This is a genomic window from Nitratireductor aquibiodomus NL21 = JCM 21793 (genome assembly GCF_000615975.1).
Classification (GTDB): domain Bacteria; phylum Pseudomonadota; class Alphaproteobacteria; order Rhizobiales; family Rhizobiaceae; genus Nitratireductor; species Nitratireductor aquibiodomus.
The window spans coordinates 30994-50910 of record NZ_BAMP01000006.1 but is presented as its reverse complement, the minus strand read 5'-3'; the positions used below and the strand labels follow the sequence as shown (position 1 = coordinate 50910).

General features: G+C 60.2%; 19 protein-coding genes and 2 pseudogenes. 15 read left to right on the top strand and 6 right to left on the bottom strand.

From position 1 onward, the window contains the following. Positions 1–123: 123 nt before the first annotated feature. The 9 genes and pseudogenes from JCM21793_RS30010 to JCM21793_RS03120 all read left to right on the top strand — a co-directional run bounded on the left by JCM21793_RS30010 (position 124) and on the right by JCM21793_RS03120 (position 8059). On the top strand, positions 124–558 hold the full coding sequence (locus JCM21793_RS30010; protein ID WP_244439644.1) for a hypothetical protein: 435 nt from the start codon (positions 124–126) through the stop codon (positions 556–558). Then, positions 480–881 (top strand): DUF2182 domain-containing protein, encoded by a 402-nt coding sequence (locus JCM21793_RS30005; protein WP_244439646.1) that lies wholly within the window; start codon positions 480–482, stop codon positions 879–881. Before JCM21793_RS30010 ends, JCM21793_RS30005 begins: the two co-directional genes overlap by 79 nt. A gap of 147 nt (positions 882–1028) precedes the next feature. Beyond that, a complete protein-coding gene (locus JCM21793_RS03150) occupies positions 1029–1643 on the top strand; it encodes a DUF1326 domain-containing protein (protein ID WP_025029429.1) in 615 nt (204 codons plus the stop codon). 123 nt (positions 1644–1766) lie between these two features. Further along, positions 1767–2492, top strand: coding sequence for a phosphatidylcholine synthase (gene pcsA, locus JCM21793_RS03145; RefSeq protein ID WP_025029428.1), 726 nt, complete (start codon positions 1767–1769; stop codon positions 2490–2492). Between the two features lie 101 nt (positions 2493–2593). Next, entirely contained in the window at positions 2594–4171 is a 1578-nt protein-coding gene (locus tag JCM21793_RS03140; protein WP_025029427.1) for an ABC transporter ATP-binding protein, read from the top strand. Continuing rightward, on the top strand, positions 4171–5268 hold the full coding sequence (locus JCM21793_RS03135; protein WP_025029426.1) for an ABC transporter permease: 1098 nt from the start codon (positions 4171–4173) through the stop codon (positions 5266–5268). Before JCM21793_RS03140 ends, JCM21793_RS03135 begins: the two co-directional genes overlap by 1 nt. After that, positions 5261–6174, top strand: a pseudogene (locus JCM21793_RS23865) (ABC transporter permease). The gene JCM21793_RS03135 and the pseudogene JCM21793_RS23865 overlap by 8 nt, the downstream one beginning before the upstream one ends. 34 nt (positions 6175–6208) lie before the next feature. After that, positions 6209–7285, top strand: a complete 1077-nt coding sequence (locus JCM21793_RS03125) for a BMP family ABC transporter substrate-binding protein (RefSeq protein ID WP_025029425.1) — start codon at positions 6209–6211, stop codon at positions 7283–7285. A gap of 138 nt (positions 7286–7423) precedes the next feature. Further along, entirely contained in the window at positions 7424–8059 is a 636-nt protein-coding gene (locus JCM21793_RS03120) for a glutathione S-transferase family protein (protein ID WP_025029424.1), read from the top strand. Between the two features lie 93 nt (positions 8060–8152). Here the strand turns inward: JCM21793_RS03120 and speE are convergent, their stop codons facing one another. Both speE and speD read right to left on the bottom strand, forming a co-directional pair. Continuing rightward, positions 8153–9016, bottom strand: a complete 864-nt coding sequence (gene speE, locus JCM21793_RS03115) for a polyamine aminopropyltransferase (protein WP_025029423.1) — start codon at positions 9014–9016, stop codon at positions 8153–8155. Next, positions 9013–9462, bottom strand: a complete 450-nt coding sequence (gene speD / locus JCM21793_RS03110) for an adenosylmethionine decarboxylase (RefSeq protein WP_007009872.1) — start codon at positions 9460–9462, stop codon at positions 9013–9015. Before speD ends, speE begins: the two co-directional genes overlap by 4 nt. 345 nt (positions 9463–9807) lie before the next feature. Between speD and JCM21793_RS29105 the strand changes: the two genes are divergently transcribed. The 6 genes from JCM21793_RS29105 (at position 9808) to JCM21793_RS03080 (ending at position 15852) form a co-directional block, all read left to right on the top strand. Continuing rightward, the gene (locus JCM21793_RS29105) at positions 9808–10950 is read left to right on the top strand and encodes a hypothetical protein (protein ID WP_025029421.1); all 1143 of its coding nucleotides are present in this window, start codon (positions 9808–9810) and stop codon (positions 10948–10950) included. Continuing rightward, positions 10947–11369, top strand: coding sequence for a toxin-activating lysine-acyltransferase (locus JCM21793_RS03100; protein WP_025029420.1), 423 nt, complete (start codon positions 10947–10949; stop codon positions 11367–11369). Before JCM21793_RS29105 ends, JCM21793_RS03100 begins: the two co-directional genes overlap by 4 nt. A gap of 88 nt (positions 11370–11457) precedes the next feature. Further along, on the top strand, positions 11458–11769 hold the full coding sequence (locus JCM21793_RS03095) for a hypothetical protein (RefSeq protein ID WP_244439643.1): 312 nt from the start codon (positions 11458–11460) through the stop codon (positions 11767–11769). Positions 11770–11884: 115 nt separating this feature from the next. Beyond that, the gene (locus tag JCM21793_RS03090; protein ID WP_007009868.1) at positions 11885–13567 is read left to right on the top strand and encodes a peptidase domain-containing ABC transporter; all 1683 of its coding nucleotides are present in this window, start codon (positions 11885–11887) and stop codon (positions 13565–13567) included. Further along, positions 13554–14876: an HlyD family type I secretion periplasmic adaptor subunit gene (locus JCM21793_RS03085; protein WP_025029418.1), complete on the top strand. Its 1323-nt coding sequence runs from the start codon at positions 13554–13556 to the stop codon at positions 14874–14876. The genes JCM21793_RS03090 and JCM21793_RS03085 overlap by 14 nt, the downstream gene beginning before the upstream one ends. Positions 14877–14973: 97 nt before the next feature. Continuing rightward, positions 14974–15852 carry an aldose 1-epimerase gene (locus JCM21793_RS03080; protein WP_025029417.1) on the top strand — a complete coding sequence of 293 codons (879 nt, stop codon included), beginning with the start codon at positions 14974–14976 and terminating at the stop codon, positions 15850–15852. Between the two features lie 377 nt (positions 15853–16229). Here the strand turns inward: JCM21793_RS03080 and JCM21793_RS03075 are convergent, their stop codons facing one another. The 4 genes and pseudogenes from JCM21793_RS03075 to metG form a co-directional block, all read right to left on the bottom strand. Beyond that, complete coding sequence (locus JCM21793_RS03075; protein ID WP_025029416.1) at positions 16230–16700, bottom strand: YbaK/EbsC family protein; 471 nt, start codon at positions 16698–16700, stop codon at positions 16230–16232. After that, positions 16697–17521 (bottom strand): MBL fold metallo-hydrolase, encoded by an 825-nt coding sequence (locus JCM21793_RS03070; protein ID WP_025029415.1) that lies wholly within the window; start codon positions 17519–17521, stop codon positions 16697–16699. Before JCM21793_RS03070 ends, JCM21793_RS03075 begins: the two co-directional genes overlap by 4 nt. Then, positions 17518–18306 (bottom strand): TatD family hydrolase, encoded by a 789-nt coding sequence (locus JCM21793_RS03065; protein WP_007009863.1) that lies wholly within the window; start codon positions 18304–18306, stop codon positions 17518–17520. The genes JCM21793_RS03070 and JCM21793_RS03065 overlap by 4 nt, the downstream gene beginning before the upstream one ends. A gap of 5 nt (positions 18307–18311) precedes the next feature. Next, positions 18312–19870 (bottom strand): annotated as a pseudogene (gene metG / locus JCM21793_RS23860) (methionine--tRNA ligase). Positions 19871–19917 lie beyond the last annotated feature (47 nt).

Genomic DNA, 19917 nt, shown 5'->3' with positions numbered 1-19917 from the left:
TTTCCATCCATCTCTGTTTCTGTCTTGATCGACAGCAGCGCTTCCTGTCTTTGTCATGATGGGTCGGTTCGGCGCAAGCTTCAACGTGGCGAAAGAACCCAGTCTGATGGATGAGGTTCGGATGTGAGTTGCAAGGATGACGATCTGACTGCTCTGGCGGGTTCCGGGCGCACCGTGCACCGCATGGCACGTCTGGCTTATCCGCTTTCGCTGTCTGCGCTTTGTCTGGCCATTGCAGCGTCCTGGGCCGTTCTCGCACTCATGGGCGTGAGGATCGCCGCCGTCGACCCGAGGGCTGCCGGGCCGGGGGCGGCCTTGCTTCAACACATTCCCGAAATCGCATTGCCGGCTTCCTTCGAGACGTTTTTGTCCCTCTGCCTTGCTCCGGTCGGCGCCGGCAACGGCTGGACCGCCTTCTTTCTTCTCGCCTTCATGTGGTTCCTGATGGCGGTTGCCATGATGCTGCCGTCGCTGCGCCGCTGCTCCGCACCTATTGCGAGATTGCCGATACCGCCGCCCGAAAGGGTGAAAGCGTGGTGCATCCCGTCATTCTCGTGACCGGGTATCTCTCCGTCTGGCTGGCGGCATCGTTCGGTTTCGCAGCATTGGCACTCGGTGCGTTCCGAAGCTTCAATGGCGAAACTTTCCTGTCTCCCTGGACGGGCCATGCCGGCGCGATTGTTCTCGCCATTGCCGGATTTTATCAGTTCTCCGCCTTGAAAGAGGCCTGCCTCGTCAAGTGCCGCAATCCCTTTGCCACCCTGTTTGGCCGCTGGAGCACACGCCCTGCCACAATCTACCGGCTCGGCCTGCAGCAAGGGCTCTGGTGCCTCGGCTGTTGCTGGGCGCTTATGCTGGTCATGTTGGCCGTTGGCTCATGAATGTGTTCTGGATGGCGCTTCTCGGCGTGTTCACGCTGGTCGAGAAATCTGGTCATAGCCGCGTTTTCACACGCGTTTCGGGTGCGCTCCTTCTTGTGTGGGCGCTTACGCTTCTTGTAATCTCATTTTAGAAGAGGGGCCGATGCCATGGGAAAGAAAGACTGGGCGCTGAAAGGCGAGCTGGTACTGTCGTGCAATTGCACCGTGTTCTGCCCCTGCGTGCTTTCGCTGGGCAACCATCCGCCCACCGAGGGGTACTGCCAGACCTGGGCCGGGTTTCGGATAGACCAGGGGCACTACGGCGAGACGGACCTTTCCGGCCTCAATCTCGGGCTTGTCATGGAAATTCCAGGCTATATGAGCCGCGGCAACTGGACAGCGGGTATCTTTCTGGATGAACGCGCGTCGATCTATGCGGAAAAAGCCATCGGCAAGATCTTTTCCGGCAAGGCCGGCGGGACAACAGGGCTTCTCTCGATTCTCGTGGGACAGTTTCTCGGCATACAGCGGGCGCCGGTCCACTATGAAACCGACGGGAAGACCCGCATTTTCCAGATTCCGAAAATCATCGACGGCGCCATCACGCCGATCGCCGGCAAGGATGCCGAGGGCGACACGGTCATCACAAATTCGCAATACTGGATCGCGCCGGAGATTACCGTTGCCCGATCCGAGAAGAGCCGCATGCGCGCCTTTGGCCGCAACTGGAATTTTGCCGGGCGGTCGGCAGAGATATGCCCGCTCGACTGGCGCGGACCTTAAAGCAATTTCAGGAAAAGCATGAACCGGTTTTCCGTCCGGAATTGCGCAAAAACAACAGGATAGAGCGTTTTTGCGATCTACGAAAAGCGAAAACGCTCTGGGGTCAGGATCTGGGCACAGAGCATGAAGACCAAAAAAGTCACGGCCCCACAGGCCAAGGCGTTTTCCGTTCACCTTTTGACGGCATCCGGATCCTTTCTCGCATTTCTGTCGCTGGTCGCAGCCAGCGAAGGGCGGTGGGTCGCCATGTTCTGGTGGCTCGGCTTCGCGCTGTTCGTCGATGGGATCGACGGGCCGATCGCGCGTAGGCTCGATGTAAAGCAGGTTTTGCCCACATGGTCGGGCGATATGCTCGACAACATCATCGACTATGTCACCTATGTTCTCATTCCCGCGTTCGCGCTCTACCAGAGCGGGTTCATGGGCGAGGGACTTTCCTTCCTGTCGGCGGCGATCATCGTCGTTACCAGCGCGATCTATTATGCCGATACCGGCATGAAGACCCGGGAGAATTTCTTCAAAGGTTTTCCTGTGGTCTGGAACATGGTGGTGTTCACCCTGTTCGTGGTGGAGCCGGGTGAATATGTCGCGTTCGCCGTTGTTCTCATCTCGGCTGTGACGACCTTTCTGCCCGTCTTCTTCCTCCATCCGGTGCGCGTGCAGCGACTGCGCGCGCTCAATCTGACCATCTTCTTTGCCTGGTGCGCGTTTGGCGTGCTTGGACTTGTCCAGCATCTCGAGGCGCATCCGCTGGTTCGGATCGGCATCGGCGCCACCGGCATTTATCTCTTTGTGATCGGGGGCATCATGCAGGCTTGGCCGAATCTGGGCAAAGGGCGTAATGAGTAAAGGGGCCGTCGCGTTTGAAGCTCTTTCAAGCAACGCGGCTCTAATTAACGACAAAGCCGTCTGCCTATGATCGAGTTGGGAACAAAATAAAAATGTCCGAAATGGGAGCCGGCGTGGATCAAGCACACGAAGGCAAGGGCAGCGAACTTCTGGAAGTTCGCGGGCTGACAAAGATATTTGGCGCCCTGAAGGCGTGCGACGCGATCGACCTTTCGATTGGCAAGGGCGAGATTCATGCGCTCCTCGGTGAGAACGGCGCCGGCAAGTCGACACTGGTCAAGATGCTGTTCGGTGCGCTCGAACCGGCCGCGGGCGACATTCGCTGGAAGGGAAAGCCGGTGTCCATCCAGTCGCCGGGCGAGGCCCGTCGTCTCGGCATCGGCATGGTTTTCCAGCATTTCTCGCTGTTTGAGGCGTTGACCGCGGCTGAAAACATCATGCTGTCGCTGGACGACAACACGCCGATCCTGCAGGTGGCCGAACGCGCACGCGACTTGTCAAAGGCCTATGGCCTGCCGCTCGATCCCTTTGCCCATGTAGGCGACCTTTCGGTCGGAGAGCGTCAGCGAATCGAGATCATCCGTTGCCTGCTGCAAAAACCGGATCTGATCATTCTCGACGAGCCGACGTCGGTTCTGACCCCGCAGGAGGCGGACAAACTCTTCGAGACGCTGGAAACCCTGCGCGACGAGGGCAAATCGATCCTCTACATCTCCCACCGGCTGGAGGAGGTGAAAAGGCTTTGCGACCGTGCAACCGTTCTGCGCCACGGCAGGGTGGTTTCGCATTGCGATCCACGGCAGGAGACTGCCGCCTCGCTTGCCCGCATGATGGTCGGCGATGACGTCGATGCAGTCAGGCGCACCGGCAGCGTTGATACCGGCGGCGAGGCGCTGCTGGAAATCACGGCGCTAAAACGGCCCGCCGCAAACCCGTTCGCCATGCCGCTTCGAGGGATCAGCCTTTCGGTGCGCGCCGGTGAGGTCATGGGCATTGCCGGCGTGGCGGGCAATGGACAGGGGGAACTGTTCGAAGCCCTGTCTGGGGAAGTGCTTCAGGAACAGGCGGGTGCCATCCGCATTCGCGGCAGGGATGCGGGGCGAACCGGCATTTCCGGCCGCCGCCTGCTGGGCGCCGCCTTCGTGCCTGAAGAGCGCCTTGGTCACGGCGCGGCGCCGCAGATGCGGCTTTCAGAGAATCTCTTCCTGTCGCGCCATATCACCGATGCGGGCGCTCTCGTCGGGGCGCTCGGCACCGTGCGTTCGGGCGCGCTGGCGAAGGCCGCTTCCCGCATCGTCAAGATAATGGACGTTCGAAAAAGCGGCGAGGATCCAGAAGCTTCCGCCCTGTCGGGCGGCAATCTGCAAAAGTTCATCATCGGCCGCGAGCTCGATCGCCAGCCCGCAGTGATGGTGGTGAACCAGCCCACCTGGGGCGTCGATGCGGGGGCCGCCGCGCGCATCCGGCAGGCCCTGATCGACCTGGCGCGCTCGGGCTCGGCGGTTCTGGTCATCAGTCAGGATCTGGATGAACTGTTTGAAATCTGCGATTCCGTGGCCGTCATGCATGACGGACGACTTTCGGCGCCGATGCCGATTGGCGAGGCAAGTTTTGAAAAAATCGGCCTGCTGATGGGTGGCGCCGAACCCAAACGGCCCGAAAGTGCGGAGACCGCATGATGCGACTGGAACTCGTCAAGCGTCCGCAGCACTCCGTTCTCTTCAGCGCCATCTCGCCGCTGATCGCCCTGGTGCTTACCATGATTGCCGGCGCGATCATGTTCTCCATTCTTGGCAAGAACCCGCTCGATGCGCTCTACTACTATTTCATCGATCCGCTGCGCGAGACATGGTCGCTCCATGAGCTCGCGATCAAGGCGGCACCACTGATCCTGATCGCCGTCGGCCTGTCGGTCTGTTTCCTGTCCAACAACTGGAACATCGGTGCCGAGGGGCAGTTCATAGCCGGCGCAATAGCTGGGAGCATCCTGCCCGTGGTGTTTCCCGATTTTCAGAACTGGCTCGTTCTGCCCCTGATGCTCGCCATGGGCATGGCGGGCGGCGCTGCCTATGCGGCCGTGCCCGCCTTCCTCAAGGCCCGTTTCAACACCAACGAGATTCTGACAAGCCTTATGCTGGTCTATGTGGGGCAGCTCTTTCTGGACTGGATCGTGCGCGGTCCATGGCGCGATCCGGGCGGAATGAACTTCCCCGAGACGCGCGATTTTCACGCTTTCGCCATTCTGCCCGAACTGATGCCTTCGGCCGGCAGGGCCAACTGGGGCATCGTCTTTGCCGTTCTTGCGGCCCTGATCCTGTGGTTCGTCCTGCGCAAGACCCGCAAGGGATTTGAAATCCGCGTCCTGGGCCAAAGTCCAAGGGCAGGGCGGTTTGCCGGCTTCAGCTCGTCGCGCATGGTCATGATGGCCTTTCTCATCTCCGGCGGCCTTGCCGGCCTTGCCGGCATCTCCGAGGTCGCAGGTGCGATCGGTCAGCTCCAGCCCTCCATCTCACCCGGCTACGGGTTCACCGCAATCATCGTCGCCTTCCTTGGGCGACTCAATCCGCTGGGCATCGTGGCGGCAGGCTTCGTGCTCGCGCTCTCCTATCTTGGCGGCGAGGCCGCGCAGATTTCACTCGGGCTATCCGACAAGGCCGCCCGTGCATTTCAGGGCATGCTGCTTTTCTTCGTGCTCGGCTGCGACATGCTGATCCACTACCGGGTCCGGCTCGCCGGACGCGCCTTGCGGGGCGGGGAGGCCGCGAAACATGCTTGAATCCGTTCTGATCACCATTGCCACAGCGGCAACACCGCTTTTGATCGCCGCAATGGGCGAGCTGGTGGTGGAGCGTTCCGGCGTTCTCAATCTCGGCGTCGAGGGGATGATGGTGATGGGCGCCGTGACAGGATTCGGCGTCGCCATAACCACCGGTTCCCCCTGCTCGGCGTGTTCGCGGCCGTTCTGGTCGGCGCAGCCTTCGCCCTCCTCTTTGGGTTCCTGACGCTCTCGCTCGTGACCAATCAGGTGGCGACCGGTCTGGCGCTGACGCTGTTGGGGCTTGGTGTTTCCGGCATGATCGGCGAGGCGTTCATCGGTTTGCCCGGTGTCAGGATGACACCGCTTGTCATTCCGGTCCTGTCCGATCTGCCCGTGGTCGGCCGCTTTCTCTTCGCGCAGGCCCCGCTCTTTTATATTTCGATCCTGCTGGTCATCGGCGTCAGCTATTTTCTCTTCAGCACCCGCGCGGGTCTTACGCTGCGGTCTGTGGGGGACAATCACGATTCCGCCCATGCGCTCGGCATCAGGGTGATCGCCGTGCGCTATGCGGCGGTCGTCTTCGGCGGTGCGTGCGCCGGGCTCGCGGGCGCGTATCTCTCGCTCGTCTATACGCCGCAATGGATCGAGAACATGACAGCCGGCCGTGGCTGGATCGCGCTGGCGCTGGTGGTGTTCGCATCGTGGCGACCGTGGCGCGTTCTGGCCGGAGCCTATCTCTTCGGCGCCGTCTCAATCGGCCAGCTGCATGCACAGGTGATCGGTGTTTCCGTGCCTTCACAGTTCCTGTCCGCATTGCCCTATCTGGCGACCATCGCCGTTCTTGTACTAATCTCGCGAAACCGGCGCCTGACGATGGTCAACACGCCCGCATGCCTCGGCCGGCCCTTTGTGCCTGCCAGATAAGCCCCGCACTCAGACAACAGAGAGGACGTCAACAATGAAGAAACTCGTTATGGCTCTTGCCGCAGGTGCTGCGGCCATCGCCTACGGTGCGGCGCCCGCCGCGGCGCAGGACAAGACCAAGGCCTGCTGGATCTATGTCGGCCCCATTGGCGATTTCGGCTATTCCTACCAGCATCATCAGGGCCTGCTCGATGTCGAGGAGCATTTTGGCGACAAGGTCGAGACGGCCTATCTCGAAAGCGTCCCGGAAGGGGCGGATGCCGAGCGCGCGCTGGAGCGTTTTGCCCGCTCGGGGTGCGACATCATCTTCGCCACCTCGTTCGGCTTCATGGATCCGGTGCAGAAGGTCGCCGCGAAGTTCCCCGACATCAAGTTCGAGCACGCAACCGGCTTCAAGCGCGATCACCCCAATGTGGCAACCTTCAATTCGCGCTTTCACGAAGGCCGCTATGTGCAGGGCGTGATCGCTGCAAAAATGTCGGAGAAGGGCGTGGCCGGCTATATCGCCTCCTTCCCGATTCCCGAAGTGGTGATGGGCATCAACGCCTTTATGCTCGGCGCGCAGTCGGTCAATCCGGATTTCCAGGTCAAGATCGTCTGGGCCAACACCTGGTTTGACGCCGGCAAGGAAGCCGACGCAGCCAAGGCGCTGCTCGATCAGGGCGTCGACATCATCACGCAGCACACCGATTCCACGGCGCCGCTGCAGGTCGCTGCCGATCGCGGCATCAAGGGTTTCGGCCAGGCCTCCGACATGATCAAGTTTGCGCCTGAGACCCAGCTGACATCCATCGTCGATGACTGGGGTCCGTATTACATCGAGCGCGTCCAGGCCGTGATGGACGGTACGTGGGAGCAGCAGGATGTCTGGGGTGGCATGAAGGACGGCCACGTCGTCATGGCGCCCTACACGAACATGCCCGACGATGTGAAGGCGGCTGCCGAGGCCATCGAGGCCAAAATCAAGGATGAAAACTTCAACCCGTTCACCGGCCCTGTCTACAAGCAGGATGGCACGCTTTGGCTCGAGGAAGGCCAGGTTGCACCCGACGGCGAAGTCCTTCGCATGAACTTCTATATCAAGGGCATCGACGACAAGCTGCCGAACTGATCTTGACGGTATTCACATTCTCGGAAAAGGCGGCTTCGGCCGCCTTTTTGCATCTGCGGGGATGAATACCGGAGCATGCTGACGGTATCCTGTCAGGAGGGGCTTGATAGAGTGCGGCATCGAGTAGGAGAAAACCCGATGTTGACTTTCTATCATGCACCCTGGTCGCGCTCATCAAGCATCCTCTGGCTCCTGGAGGAGTTGCGGGTTCCCTATGAACTGGAGATGATCGACATTCGCGCTCGCGGCGGTGTGCCGGAGAGCTATCGTTCCATTCAGCCCAGCAAGAAAGTTCCGGCCATTGTCCATGACGGACAGGTGGTGACCGAACGCGCCGCCATCACCATCTATCTTGCCGACCGGTATTCGCAGGCTGGACTGGCACCCGCGGTCAATGACGCGGATCGGGCGGCCTATCTGGCGGCTCTGGTCTATTGTGATGCCGTTTTTGATCCTGCCATCTGCGCACATGTGCAGGGGCTGAAATATGAGAGCAACGAATACCCGTTTGGCACCTTCGCCGACATGCTGGCTTACGTCGAACTGCGGCTTGCAAACAATTCCTATGCGGCAGGCGCGCGTTTCACCGCTGCCGATACACAGCTCGCATCCGGGATCAATTACACCATGAACATCCTGCGCGCTCTGCCCGAAAAGCCTGTCTTCAAGGACTATCTGGCGCGGGTGGAAACGAGGCCCGCCTATCGCAGGGCACAAGAGCTGGACGCGGAACTTGCCTCCAGCGTGCCGTTCTTCTCCGGTCAGCAGGCATAGAGAAACCGGCGGAAAGGTGGAATGCGGACTTCCGGATGAGACTGCCGGTGGCAGATGGAGTGAGAAGCGGAAATGGGCCCTTGGGCCCATATCTCAAGGCTTCACGGCGTTCTCCAGCAGCGTTTCGATGAAACGCGGAAGGGCGAAGGCTGCCCTGTGGTGGGCAGGCGTGTAGTACCGTGTTTCAATTCCCGACATACGTTCTGCAAGCGTCTCCTCGCTGACTGCGAGAGAGGCGGGATTGTCAGTCGACCAGCCGAGCGTCATGTGCCCGCCGAAATAGGTGGGGACGGAGACGAGGTAACAGGTAGCAGTCCCAAACACCGAGGACAGCCCCTTCATGGCCTTCGAAAACTCGTCGGGCTGCAGAAAAGGGACGCCATTCTGCGAAACCACGATGCCGCCCGGGCGCAGGATGCGTTTCAGGCTCCTGTAGAACTCGGTCGTAAACAAAACCGCGCCGGGGCCGGTGGGATCCGTTGAATCGACGAGAATGACATCGAATCGCCTGTCTGTTTCCGCAGCAAAAACCGCCCCGTCGGCGATCTCGACCCTGAAACGCGGGTCGTCGAAAACGGGTGCGTTGAAGTCGGCAAAATGCTCGCGTGAGAAGTCAAGGACGGACGCGTCGATCTCCACCTGGGTGAGGGTGCCGACACGCCTGTGCTTCAGCACCTCCTCCGCGAGGCCGCAATCGCCGCCGCCGATGATCAGCACATCGGCGGGGCTTTCGTGCGCGGCAAGCGGCACGTGCGCAAGCATCTCATGATAGATGAACTCGTCACGACTGGTAACCTGCACAGCACCATCGAGCACCAGAACCTTGCCGAAGACAGGGTTTCGGATCAGCGTGAGCTGATGATGTCCCGTTCCCTCTTCGTAAAGCACTTCCTCGGCATCGAAAACCATGCCGACGCCGTCATGCAGGGTTTCCGAGATGGTCTTGCGCCCGCTCACGCGTTTCGTCCCCGAAGCAGCTCGTTCACGTCCATCCGGCCGGGCGCGAATGCTTCCTTCAGCACATCGATGCAGCGTTCCGGCTGTGCGTCGCCGCACATAAAAATGTCCAGCGCCGCATATTGCCTCTCGGGCCAGGAATGGATCGAGATATGGCTTTCGGCCAGAACGGCAACGCCGCTTATCCCGCCATTCGGCTCGAATGGGTGCAGATGGATATGCAAAAGAGTGGCACCGGCTGCGTTCACACAGTCGATCAGCGTCTTTTGAATGTAAGGCAGATCGTCCAGGCGCTCGGCCTCGAACAGATCCACGATGAGATGCGAACCGGCGCAAAGAACGCCGTCCTTCTCGATAAAGTGATCCTTGTCGTCGCAAGCCGCAGATGCGGGCTGCGCGGTGATGCTTTCTTCCTTTTGGGCGGTGTTCAGTACAACTGAATCCATCCCCAATTGGAAAAGGGCGTCTTGAGACATGGCGTCCTCTCCAACCAGCAGATGCTCAACCTGATCATTCAGGAGTGTGCCCGTATATATGCAACGAAACCGGGGACGCAAGCACAATCACACGTCTCATGGCGGACATTGAGGCGCAGCGGGGAAAGCCGCGAAACTGCGTCGGACGGCGAAGTCGGATCGGCAAGATGCACGCCTTTTCATGATATTTCGCGTCCGGTACTAATATAAAAGGCGACTTTATTTCATAAAAAATCACAATCTCTCCCGATCAATTTGCTGTAAACAGCATCTCACTTTTAATTTACAAACGAATATTGATCATATCTTTTCCTCATGGCTGATATTTTTTCTGAGTGGTTAAGAACCAATCGTGTTGATGATGCCTTCCTCAGGCGAAACCTGAGTGATGATGCAATTCCGGTTTTTCTGACGGGCGCCGGGGCATCAGGTCGCAGCGTGCCTCCGGAAACAAGCGGTGAGGCAGCGTGGGAGATGGCAGCACAGGCGCTTACTGCGGGTATTCCCGAACTGTCACGGTTGATTCGGTTCGTGCAGACGCGGGTGCCGAGAAGTTTTGAAGTGCAGCAGGGCAGGGATGGCCGTGCCTTCACGTACGATCGGGGCGCCCGAGGCGCCCGCGGGCGAAAGACATTGCCCTTTGTGAGTTGTCCCTACCGCGGAACAGCTTCGGACATTCTCACGGTCGCACATGAGTTTTCCCACGCCCTGCAGATTGTCAGCTCCGGGCGCTCGACCATGCCGCCATTATCCCGTGAAGTCTGTGCGTTTGTCGGCGAGCAGCTTCTGTTGGGCTGGGTGCGTCAGGCTCGACCGGCATTATCGCCGCATCTGGAAACTGCTTGGTTAACCGACAACTCTCGCTATCTCGGTACGGATCTACAGTTGCTGAGAACCGCTCTGGAATGCGGAAGCGACACCTACGATTACGCATGGAACTACCCGATTGCACGTCTTCTGGCGCAATCGATTGGTCAGGAATGGACTAGAAAGAAAATCGCCGCGTTCTTCAAGAGCGGCGAACAGGCCCCGGCTCTCCTCAAAGCTTATCACGATCGCCCGTGCATTCTGCCGCAGCGCTACGTTCTGCCCGGCATGCAGGATACGGGCGGAACCGTCTCCAGTCTTTACCGCCAGATCGGTGGCCTTCTACTGCTCGATCTTCAGGACCTTGATGCAGGTGCCGTCGATCACTCGATTGGCGATCGCTACGCCCGCCTGCTGCAGTCCATGCAGGACGGCAGTGTTTTCCTTGCGCTCGACCGTCAACAGGTGCCTCTGGGGTATGTGCTGTGGCAGCGCAACGGGGAGGGCGAGACAGTCCACCTTGAGCACCGAATAGCGTGCAGGCAACGGCTTCCGGATATGCTCGCGTCTCTCGGGAATCATTGTCCGCAGGTCGCGATGGAGCTCCGGCACACGAAACCAACCGCTTCATCACGGGGGATCAGGCAATGACGGCCGTCGATCTATATTCCGGCATTGGCTATGTCCTGGAGCTTCTCGCGCGCTCCGAGAGCCATCGCGCCTTCTCCGTAGTGCGTTATCTCGACGTGGAAATCCTGCCGCCTCTTCATCTTGGCCAAGCGCGGTTTTATCTGACGCCGGACGGGATCCCCACGGGCTTCGTTAGCTGGGCGCTGCTGGATGAAGGCACCGAGCGAACCATCTTGCAGAGCGGCCGCGCACTCGCATTCCACGAATGGAGATGCGGCGACCGCCTGTTCTTCAATGACTTCATCGCTCCCTATGGTACTGCGCGCGAAATCATTGCCGATTTGAGAAGCAATATTTTCCCCGGTCGTCGCGCGACCAGCGTACGCAGACATACCGATGGCGCTCTTCGAACTGTCAAGTACTGGAAGAGTTCCGCGTGAGCCGAACAACCGGGCCCTGAGGCATTTTGCAGGTCTCCCGTAGCCCGGAACGAATGCCCTCGACACGTTTTGTATCGGGCGCATGCCGGTGGATATTATTCGCCGGTTAAACCGCCGGTTATCCGGCTTCATACTCAAAAGCACATTTGAAATAGGGATGTTGGAAATGTTTGAAGATTTTCAGATTGATACCGTCAGCATTGATGCGCCCGTGAGCTTCGGCGGTGGCGGCGAAGGAACCGAGGGTCTGGGCCACACCATTGGTGCGGCCATCGGTTCGGTTGTCGGCGGAGCCGTCGGCGGTTTTTTCGGAAGCGCGCCAGGGGCTGAAGTCGGTGGTGTCGTCGGAAACTCCGTTGGCGGAATTATCGGCGGCGCGATCGAAGACGCCGTCGCCTAATCCTCAGTCGAGATAGAAGACATCGCCTGACGCGGCGATGTCTGCACTGAACGGGGTCGGGGGTCTGCACGCATCAGGGCCCCGACTGCCGGACACCCGATCAGCAGGTCTCCACATGACAAAACGCCTTCCATCGGCCGATCAGGGTGTCCCACTGTCCTGGTTCGCAACGACGCTGCGCAAACATATCCCGCTCTATGCGGAGCTCACCTTTCTGGCCGTCTGCGTTCGAATGATCGGTCTCCTTGAGCCGTTTGTTTTTCAGGTGGTTATCGACCGGATATTGCCGTTCCAGCGTGAAGCGTCTCTGATCGTCGTGGTGGTCGTCATGGTGGGCGCAAACCTCTTTCAGGTCAGTTTCAACCTTCTCGCAGCCTTTCTGGGCATCTCTGTCGCCAACCGCCTGACGCTGGAACTTGGAACAAGGCTGTTCGATCATCTCTTCCGCCTGCCGCTGCGGCACTTCCGAAGATGGCCTGTGGGCGAAACTCTGTCCCGGATCGGCGAGACGGATACGATTCGCGCCTTCCTGGTCGGATTGACCACCGGTGCGTCGCTGGATCTGTTCTTTACTGTGCTCTACGTCGCGGTTCTTCTGTCGATCTCGGGGCAATTGACCGTGGTCGTGGCCGTGGCGCTGCCGCTTCAGGCAGTTCTTTATCTGGGTTTTGGACCCGTATTGCGAAAGCGCCTGCGCGCCCAGTTCGATGCGGGTTCGCGCCATCAGGCTCGACTGGTGGAAAACCTGTCCGGCATGACTGCGGTAAAGGCGCTCACCGCGGAGGGCGCGATGCTGTCGCGTCTGCGCCAGACACTCTCCCATACCCTCCAGGCTTCGCGCCGTGTCTACACGATGAATGCCGTCAGCGGCCAACTGGCCATGCTGTGCGAGAAGGGCGTCTTCATCGGCGTCATCTATGTCGGTGCGCAACAGGTCTTTGCCGGCGATCTCACGCTCGGGCAGCTCATTGCCTTTCAATTAATTGCAGAGAAGATCGCCGCGCCCATCGCCGGCTTCTCAAAGCTTTGGCAGGACTGGCAGAACCTTCGCGTCTCGCGCCAGCGGCTGGGCGATATACTGAGCAGCACGCGTGAGCCTTTCGGCGAGAAAAACAGGCTCCCCGCCGAACTTGAACCCCGGCTGGAGTTTCGCTCCGTCTCCTTCGCCTATGCGGTCGATCAACGACCGGTTCTGGATGGGGTCGACCTCGTCATTCCGCCGAACTCATGCACCCTCGTGGTCGGACCGTCGGGGGTGGGAAAGTCGACATTCGGGCGCCTGGCTGCCGGTCTGGAAGTGCCGCAGGGGGGCACCGTCCGCTTGGGTGGCGAGGACCTTTCAGAATTCGAACCGGAGAGCGTCCGGTCGCGGATCATCTATGTTCCGCAGGATCCGTATCTCTTTTCGGGAACGCTGCGCGAGAACCTTCAGCTTCGATGTGCGGAAGCCACCGATGCGATGCTGCGCGAAGCGCTGGTCGTCGCGGCAGCGGATGACCTCGTTTACCGGCTGCCGCTGGGGCTCGATACGCCGGTTGGAGAGCAGGGGAATGCCCTGTCGGGCGGGCAGAGGCAGCGCATCGCCATCGCCCGCGCCGTGCTCCAGAACCCGTCCGTTCTCATACTCGACGAGCCGACCAGCGCGCTTGATGAGGTGGCGCAGGGCCGGATGGTGGGGGAACTGATGCGGCTCAGGGAAAAGATGACGGTCATCGTCATCACCCACCGGCCAGATGTTTTTTCGCAGCGGGATCACATTATCGATTTTGGTACGGGAGTTGCTCATGCGGATGCTTGACGAACCGGGCGGCTCTTCACCGACATTGCATGTCACCATCCTGTTCAGCATGTCTGTTTTTGCCATCATCCTGATCGCTGCGTGCATCCTGCGCGTCGAGGTGACCGCCCGCGGCACCGTCCGGATCGTGCCGCTTGATCGGGTGCAGGTGGTGCAGGCCGAATATCCCGGCTCCATCACCGGCATCCTCGTGCGGGACGGAGCAAGTGTAAAAAAAGGCGATCTTTTGCTGACGCTCGACGCCACCGCCGCCGGAGCAAAGCAGGCAACGCTGGTTGAGGAAGAGGCCCGGCTCAAGCGTGAGACAATGCGGCTCGCCACTTTTCTCTCGCGCCTTGCTGAAATGCGGGATGGTGGCTCACCGCCGCGAAAATTCGATGCGGGCGACCTTCTGCCCGGTGGCGAAGATGGCGATGAAGAGGCCGTGCAGGCACGCCTGCTTGCCGTCGAACTCAACGACTTTACCGACGGCCTGGCCGGTGCGGATGCACGCATCGACGTCAACCGAAAGGCGCTGGATGTCCTTCTTGAACGGATTGAGCAGGCAGATGCAGCGCTGGCGGTTCAGGAAGAACGGCTTCAGGCGGCGGAGAAGCTCATGGAGCGCGGCATTACCTCCCGGGAGGCGTATCTTAAGGTCCGTGCGGCTTATGACGACCTCCAGGCGGAAAAACATGTGGTCGAGCGCCAGATCGCCAAAACGAAAGCTGAGGCGTCCGTTCTGGAAACCGAGCGGGCAGGGCTCTTCAGCGCGAACCAGAACAGGGCCATGCAGCGACGGGACAAGATTGATGCCCGGCTGGCTGCGTTGCGCCAGGAGCGCAGAGCACTGGACGAACGGATCGCGGCAGCGACGCTGAGAGCTCCGGTATCGGGAACAGTCGAGCAACTCGCGGTATCGACAATCGGCGGCGTGGTTCAGTCCGGACAGGATCTCATGCGGGTGGTCCCGCGGGACAGCCAGCTCGAATTTGAAGCGCTGTTTTCCAATCAGGACAGCGGCTTCCTCAAGGTCGGACAGAATGCGCGCATCCGGCTCGATGCCTATCCTGCCGAGCGATTTGGTTCGATGATGGCCGTTATCACCGACATCGCCACCGATTCGATCGAACTCGGGGCCAGCGGCCGCTGGGGATTTGTCGTGCGCTTGAAGCCTGAAAGCGATGCTCTGCAATCGCCGTCAGGCCGTCTTGCTCTGCGTCCCGGGATGACCGGCAATGTCGACGCGATCACCGGAGAGCGCCGTCTCATCAGTTACTTCCTGGCGCCAATCACGGCCCAGTTCGGCCAGAGCCTCGGTGAACGCTGATCCGGCCTTTCAGGATCGTGCTTCAAAATCCGCCGCCGATGGCTTCATGCGCCGGCTTGTTGTATTGCTTTGGCCGGTCTGACTGATTGGGGGAACGATGACAGACGGAACGGTTTTACTGGAAAGCACGGAACTGCGCGTTCGCGTGTCTCCGCGTTTTGGTGTGGTTCTTGATGGATACCACCGCAACGGGCATCCGATCCTGAGGCCGTTCGCCGGGGAGGAGGGGGCGTTTGGCCCGACCGATACGGCCTGCTTTCCGATGGTGCCCTTTGCCAATCGGGTCGGCGGAAATGCCTTTGACTATGAAGGCCGCACATACACGTTTGAACCCAATGACGTGCCGCCCTTCTACCTGCATGGCGAAGGCTGGAAGAGCGACTGGACCGTCACTGAGCGTACCGCACATTCCGTGGTCATCGACATGCAGCGTGAGGGCGATGCACAGTCACCCTACACCTACAGGGCGACACAGCGGTTTGCGCTTGATGGCAGCCGGCTTACAATCTCCATTGCGGTGGAAAACAAGGCGCGCCACGCCATGCCGTTTGGCCTTGGTCTGCATCCATATTTCCCCCGGACACCCCGGATGACCTTGCAGGCCCGCGCACAATCCTGGTGGACGGAGGACGACTACCACGTTCCCGACCGAAACGAACCGCTGCCTGATACGGTGGATTTCTCAAAACCGCGCCTCCTTCCGGATCACGGGCTCAACAATTGTTTCGAGGGATGGGATTGCAGGGCCAGTCTGGTCTGGCCCGAACACGGTCTCAGCGCGACCATCGACACCAACCCCGTCTTCTCGCGCTACATGCTTTTTTCACCGCCGCCGGACTTTGCATTTCTGTGTTTCGAGCCCATGAGCCACACGGCCAACGGTTTCCATCATCCCGATTTCGGAGACCTGCAGCGGCTCGCACCGGGCGAGACGATGGGCGGTAGCATGCGCCTGACAGTGAAGGAGAGCGCGTAACGAAGGGCAGAGCAGGTCGTTCCTGCTTTTTTCGAGGCTGCGGTTTCTTACGGTTCAGCCCATCATTGCCATTCAACAGAAATCGGCACGCGACGTCGTCCGGACTTTTCCGCACTGACGTCGATGCGAACCGTCGTAGCATGCGAGCATGCGAGCAGGCGATCCTGCGGTGTTCATCCATGCTGATTATGGGAGCAGGTGCGTTTCCTGCGTTGTTCCTCGCGTGAGACAAGTCATTGTTATCTCACGCAAGCCGTACTTCAGACTTGTACCCATCCGGTAACCCACCCGGCTCTATAAGAAGATCGCATAAGATAGATTATGGAACTGATCGATACTGACGGAGAAGGTTTCTCAGGGCGCGCTGCCTGCGTCGGTTACACCGCAATATCGGCCTTCTGCACGCCTGCCGCCGTGAAAAGCGCGCCCGGCTCGGCAGAGAAAACGGCATCGTGCGCGCCGGCCGCGGCCCAGACAAGATCGAAACCCGCCAGGCTCTCGTCGCCAAAGCGTGCGACCTCGTCGGGCTGTCCGAGTGGCGATACGCCGCCAATGGCGAACCCGGTGACGTCGCGGATGTGCCGTGGGTCGGCGCGTTTCAGGGTTTCGCCGACCAGTGCCGATGCCTTGGCAGTGTCGAGCTGGCGGCTGCCGGAAACCAGAAACAGATAGAGCTTCTGGCTTTGCTCGCCCTGAAAGATCAGCGATTTGACGATCTGCGCGACACTGCAGCCACACTGGCTGGCCGCTTCCTCGGCGGTTCGGGTCGATTCACCCATCCGCTTGACCTCGATTGCAAGTCCGGCAGCTTCGGCGGCCGCCTGTACGCGTTTGATGCTCTTGCTCATTCCGTGTCCTCCTCAATGGGCAATTCGAGCACCATGCCGTCAAAGGCCGGCTCCACGTGATCCGGCGTCTCCCGCAGCACGGTTTCATAGTCGAGCGGTATGTGCATGTGTGTCAGCACGGCGCGCCGTGGTGCCAGTCGCTCGATCCACTCCAGCGCTTCCCCGAGCGAAAAGTGACTTGGGTGCGGCCGGTATTGCAGCGCATCGATAATCAGCGTGTCCGCGCCCGAGATCAGCTCCGGTGTGTCGTCCGGAAATGCGCTGACATCGGGACAATAGGCCAGACCGCCAATGCGATAACCGAGTGAAAGAATGTCGCCATGTATCTGAGGCAGCGGCTGAAACAGAAGTCGCCCGCCAGCGCCGTCGATTGAAAACGCCTCTTCGTGGCTGATTGGATGCGCCTTCAGGATCGGCGGATAATTGCTGCCCGGCGGCGTTTCGAAGCAATAGCCGAAAGCTTCTCTCAGACGTTCCAGCGTCGGCTTGTCCGCGTAGATGTCCATCAGCTGCCGCTGGTTGAGGACATAGCCGCGCAGATCGTCGATGCCGTGGATATGGTCCGCATGGGGGTGCGTGTAAACAGCCGCATCCAGTCGGTCAACGCCGGCGGCGATCATCTGCTCGCGGAAGTCCGGTCCCGTATCAATGACGACCCGCGTTATCCCGCCATTTTCCGAGATGCGTTCCATCAGTGCCGCGCAGCGCCGTCGCCGGTTTCTGGGATTGGCGGGGTCGCAGGCTCCCCAGTCACCGGTGATGCGCGGCGTTCCTGGCGAAGAACCGCATCCCAGGATCGTCAGGCGCAGAACATCGCTCACCGCGCCGCATCCCGTGGCACTTTCCTGAAAAGACGGAAGAAGTTCTCTGTCGTCAGATCAGCCGTCTCTTCATCGGAAAGCCCGATTGTTTCCGCCAGAACATGCGCCGTATGTGCGACGAAAGCCGGTTCGTTGCGCTTGCCGCGCTTGGGCACGGGCGCGAGATATGGCGCATCCGTCTCGACCAGAAGCCGGTCATGCGGCACGGTTTCCGCGATGTCGCGCAGTTCCTGCGAGTTGCGGAAGGTCAGAATGCCGGAGAACGAAACATAACCGCCGAGTTTCACACCGGCCTGTGCCAGTGCTGCACCGGAGGAAAAACAGTGCAGAATGAAGGGGAAGGCCCCCTTCCCTGTTTCTTCTTCGAGAATTGCGATCATGTCGTCATCGGCATTGCGGGCGTGGATGACGAGCGGCAGACCTGTCTGGCGCGCGGCCTGGATATGCGTGCGAAAACCCTGCGCCTGTGCTTCGCGCGGCGCCTTGTCATAGAAGTAGTCGAGCCCCGCTTCGCCGATGGCCACCACCTTGGGGTGTCCGGCAAGGCGCACGAGCTCATCGCATGTCACATCGAGCTCCTCATCCGCATTATGCGGATGGGTGCCCACAGAGCAGAAAACGTTCTCATGCGCCTCGGCAATCGCCAGAATCCGGTCGAACTGACGCACACGGGTGGAGATGGTGACCATAAGCCCGACACCGGCTTCGCCCGCGCGCTCGATGAAACCGGCTCGGTCCTCCTCGAAATCGGGAAAATCCAGATGGCAGTGGCTGTCGACCAGCATCCCTATCAGGCTCCTTCGCCTTCCGTTTTCGGCTCGACATAGCGAGGAAAGACCGGCTGCGGTGCCGGCAGTGCGCTGCCGGAAACGAGCGCATTCTCTTCGCCAAGATGCGCAAAGGAACGGGCATCCTTTTCCACGGCCAGCAGGTCGAGCAGCTTTTCAGCAGAGCCCGGAATGAAGGCTGGCAGAGAATAGCCACACGGCGCACCAGTTCGGCGGTCGTATAGAGCACGGTCTGCATGCGGGCCGGGTCGGTCTTTTTCAGCGCCCAGGGTTCCTGCCCGGCGAAATAGCGGTTCGCTTCGGCCACGACGCCGAAAATCGCGCCGAGCGCCTGGTGCAGAGCCTGCGTTTCCATGGCTGTGCGTGCCGTTTCAAGCGCCTCCCCGGCGCGCGCCAGAATTGCCTCATCGGCCGCATCAAGCGTGCCCTTCTCGGGAACCTGCCCGCCGCAGTTCTTGGCGATCATAGACAGGGAACGCTGTGCAAGGTTCCCGAGATCGTTGGCCAGATCCGCATTGGTGCGGTTGACGATGGCATCGTGGCTGTAGCTGCCATCCTGCCCGAAAGGCACTTCGCGCAGGAAGAAGTAGCGCACCGCATCGAGCCCGTAATGCTCAATCAGCGCAAAGGGATCGACCACATTGCCGACCGACTTTGACATCTTCTCTCCGCGGTTGAACAGGAACCCGTGCGCGAAGACGCGCCTGGGCAGCTCGATCCCTGCCGACATCAGGAATGCAGGCCAGTAGACCGCGTGGAAGCGCACGATGTCCTTGCCGATCACATGCACGTTGGCGGGCCAGTAGGACCAGCTCTGCGCATCCGTGTCGGGATAGCCGGCAGCGGTGATGTAGTTGGTGAGCGCGTCGACCCACACATACATCACATGCTTTTCGTCGCCCGGCACCGGAACGCCCCAGTTGAATGTCGAGCGCGAGATGGAAAGGTCTTTGAGGCCCGAGCGCACGAAGCTCATCACTTCGTTGCGGCGTTCGGCCGGACCGATGAAGTCCGGATTGGCCTCGTAATGAGCAAGGAGCCTGTCCTGATAGGCGGAGAGGCGGAAGAAATAGGTTTCCTCCTCGTTCCATTCCACCGGTGAGCCGAGCGGCTCACGGCGCACGCCATCCTCGCCGATTGTCGTTTCGCTTTCGTCGAAATAGGCTTCCTGGCGCACCGAATACCAGCCCGAATAACGGTCCAGATAGATGTCGCCATTGTCGGCCATTTTCTGCCAGATGGCCTGGCAGGCGCGGTGGTGCCGCTCCTCGGTGGTGCGGATGAACTGGTCGTTCGAGCCGCCCAGCGCGGCAATCATGTCGCGGAACACGGCGGTGTTTCGGTCTGCGAGCGCCTGCGGCGTGATGCCTTCCTTGTCGGCGGTCTGCTGCATCTTCAGTCCGTGCTCGTCGGTACCGGACAGAAAGAAGACGTCCTTGCCGTCAAGCCGCTGGAAGCGTGCCATCGCATCCGTCGCGATCACCGTATAGGCATGACCGATATGCGGCTTGCCATTGGGATAAAAAATGGGCGTGGTGATGTAAAACTTGTCGCGGGCCATTGGGAAGAACGTCCAGGAAACACATTGCTTGATGACGCCCAGATAGC

Bases quoted from the DNA above. Each gene is read 5' to 3' on its own strand.
- speD (WP_007009872.1), bottom strand. From the start codon at position 9,462: ATGGATTCAGTTGTACTGAACACCGCCCAAAAGGAAGAAAGCATCACC.
- JCM21793_RS03065 (WP_007009863.1), bottom strand. From the start codon at position 18,306: ATGCTGGTCGACAGCCACTGCCATCTGGATTTTCCCGATTTCGAGGAG.
- JCM21793_RS03135 (WP_025029426.1), top strand. From the start codon at position 4,171: ATGCGACTGGAACTCGTCAAGCGTCCGCAGCACTCCGTTCTCTTCAGC.
- JCM21793_RS03120 (WP_025029424.1), top strand. From the start codon at position 7,424: ATGTTGACTTTCTATCATGCACCCTGGTCGCGCTCATCAAGCATCCTC.
- JCM21793_RS03080 (WP_025029417.1), top strand. From the start codon at position 14,974: ATGACAGACGGAACGGTTTTACTGGAAAGCACGGAACTGCGCGTTCGC.
- pcsA (WP_025029428.1), top strand. From the start codon at position 1,767: ATGAAGACCAAAAAAGTCACGGCCCCACAGGCCAAGGCGTTTTCCGTT.
- JCM21793_RS03140 (WP_025029427.1), top strand. From the start codon at position 2,594: ATGGGAGCCGGCGTGGATCAAGCACACGAAGGCAAGGGCAGCGAACTT.
- JCM21793_RS29105 (WP_025029421.1), top strand. From the start codon at position 9,808: ATGGCTGATATTTTTTCTGAGTGGTTAAGAACCAATCGTGTTGATGAT.
- JCM21793_RS03125 (WP_025029425.1), top strand. From the start codon at position 6,209: ATGAAGAAACTCGTTATGGCTCTTGCCGCAGGTGCTGCGGCCATCGCC.
- JCM21793_RS03075 (WP_025029416.1), bottom strand. From the start codon at position 16,700: ATGAGCAAGAGCATCAAACGCGTACAGGCGGCCGCCGAAGCTGCCGGA.
- JCM21793_RS03100 (WP_025029420.1), top strand. From the start codon at position 10,947: ATGACGGCCGTCGATCTATATTCCGGCATTGGCTATGTCCTGGAGCTT.
- JCM21793_RS03090 (WP_007009868.1), top strand. From the start codon at position 11,885: ATGACAAAACGCCTTCCATCGGCCGATCAGGGTGTCCCACTGTCCTGG.
- JCM21793_RS03085 (WP_025029418.1), top strand. From the start codon at position 13,554: ATGCGGATGCTTGACGAACCGGGCGGCTCTTCACCGACATTGCATGTC.
- JCM21793_RS03150 (WP_025029429.1), top strand. From the start codon at position 1,029: ATGGGAAAGAAAGACTGGGCGCTGAAAGGCGAGCTGGTACTGTCGTGC.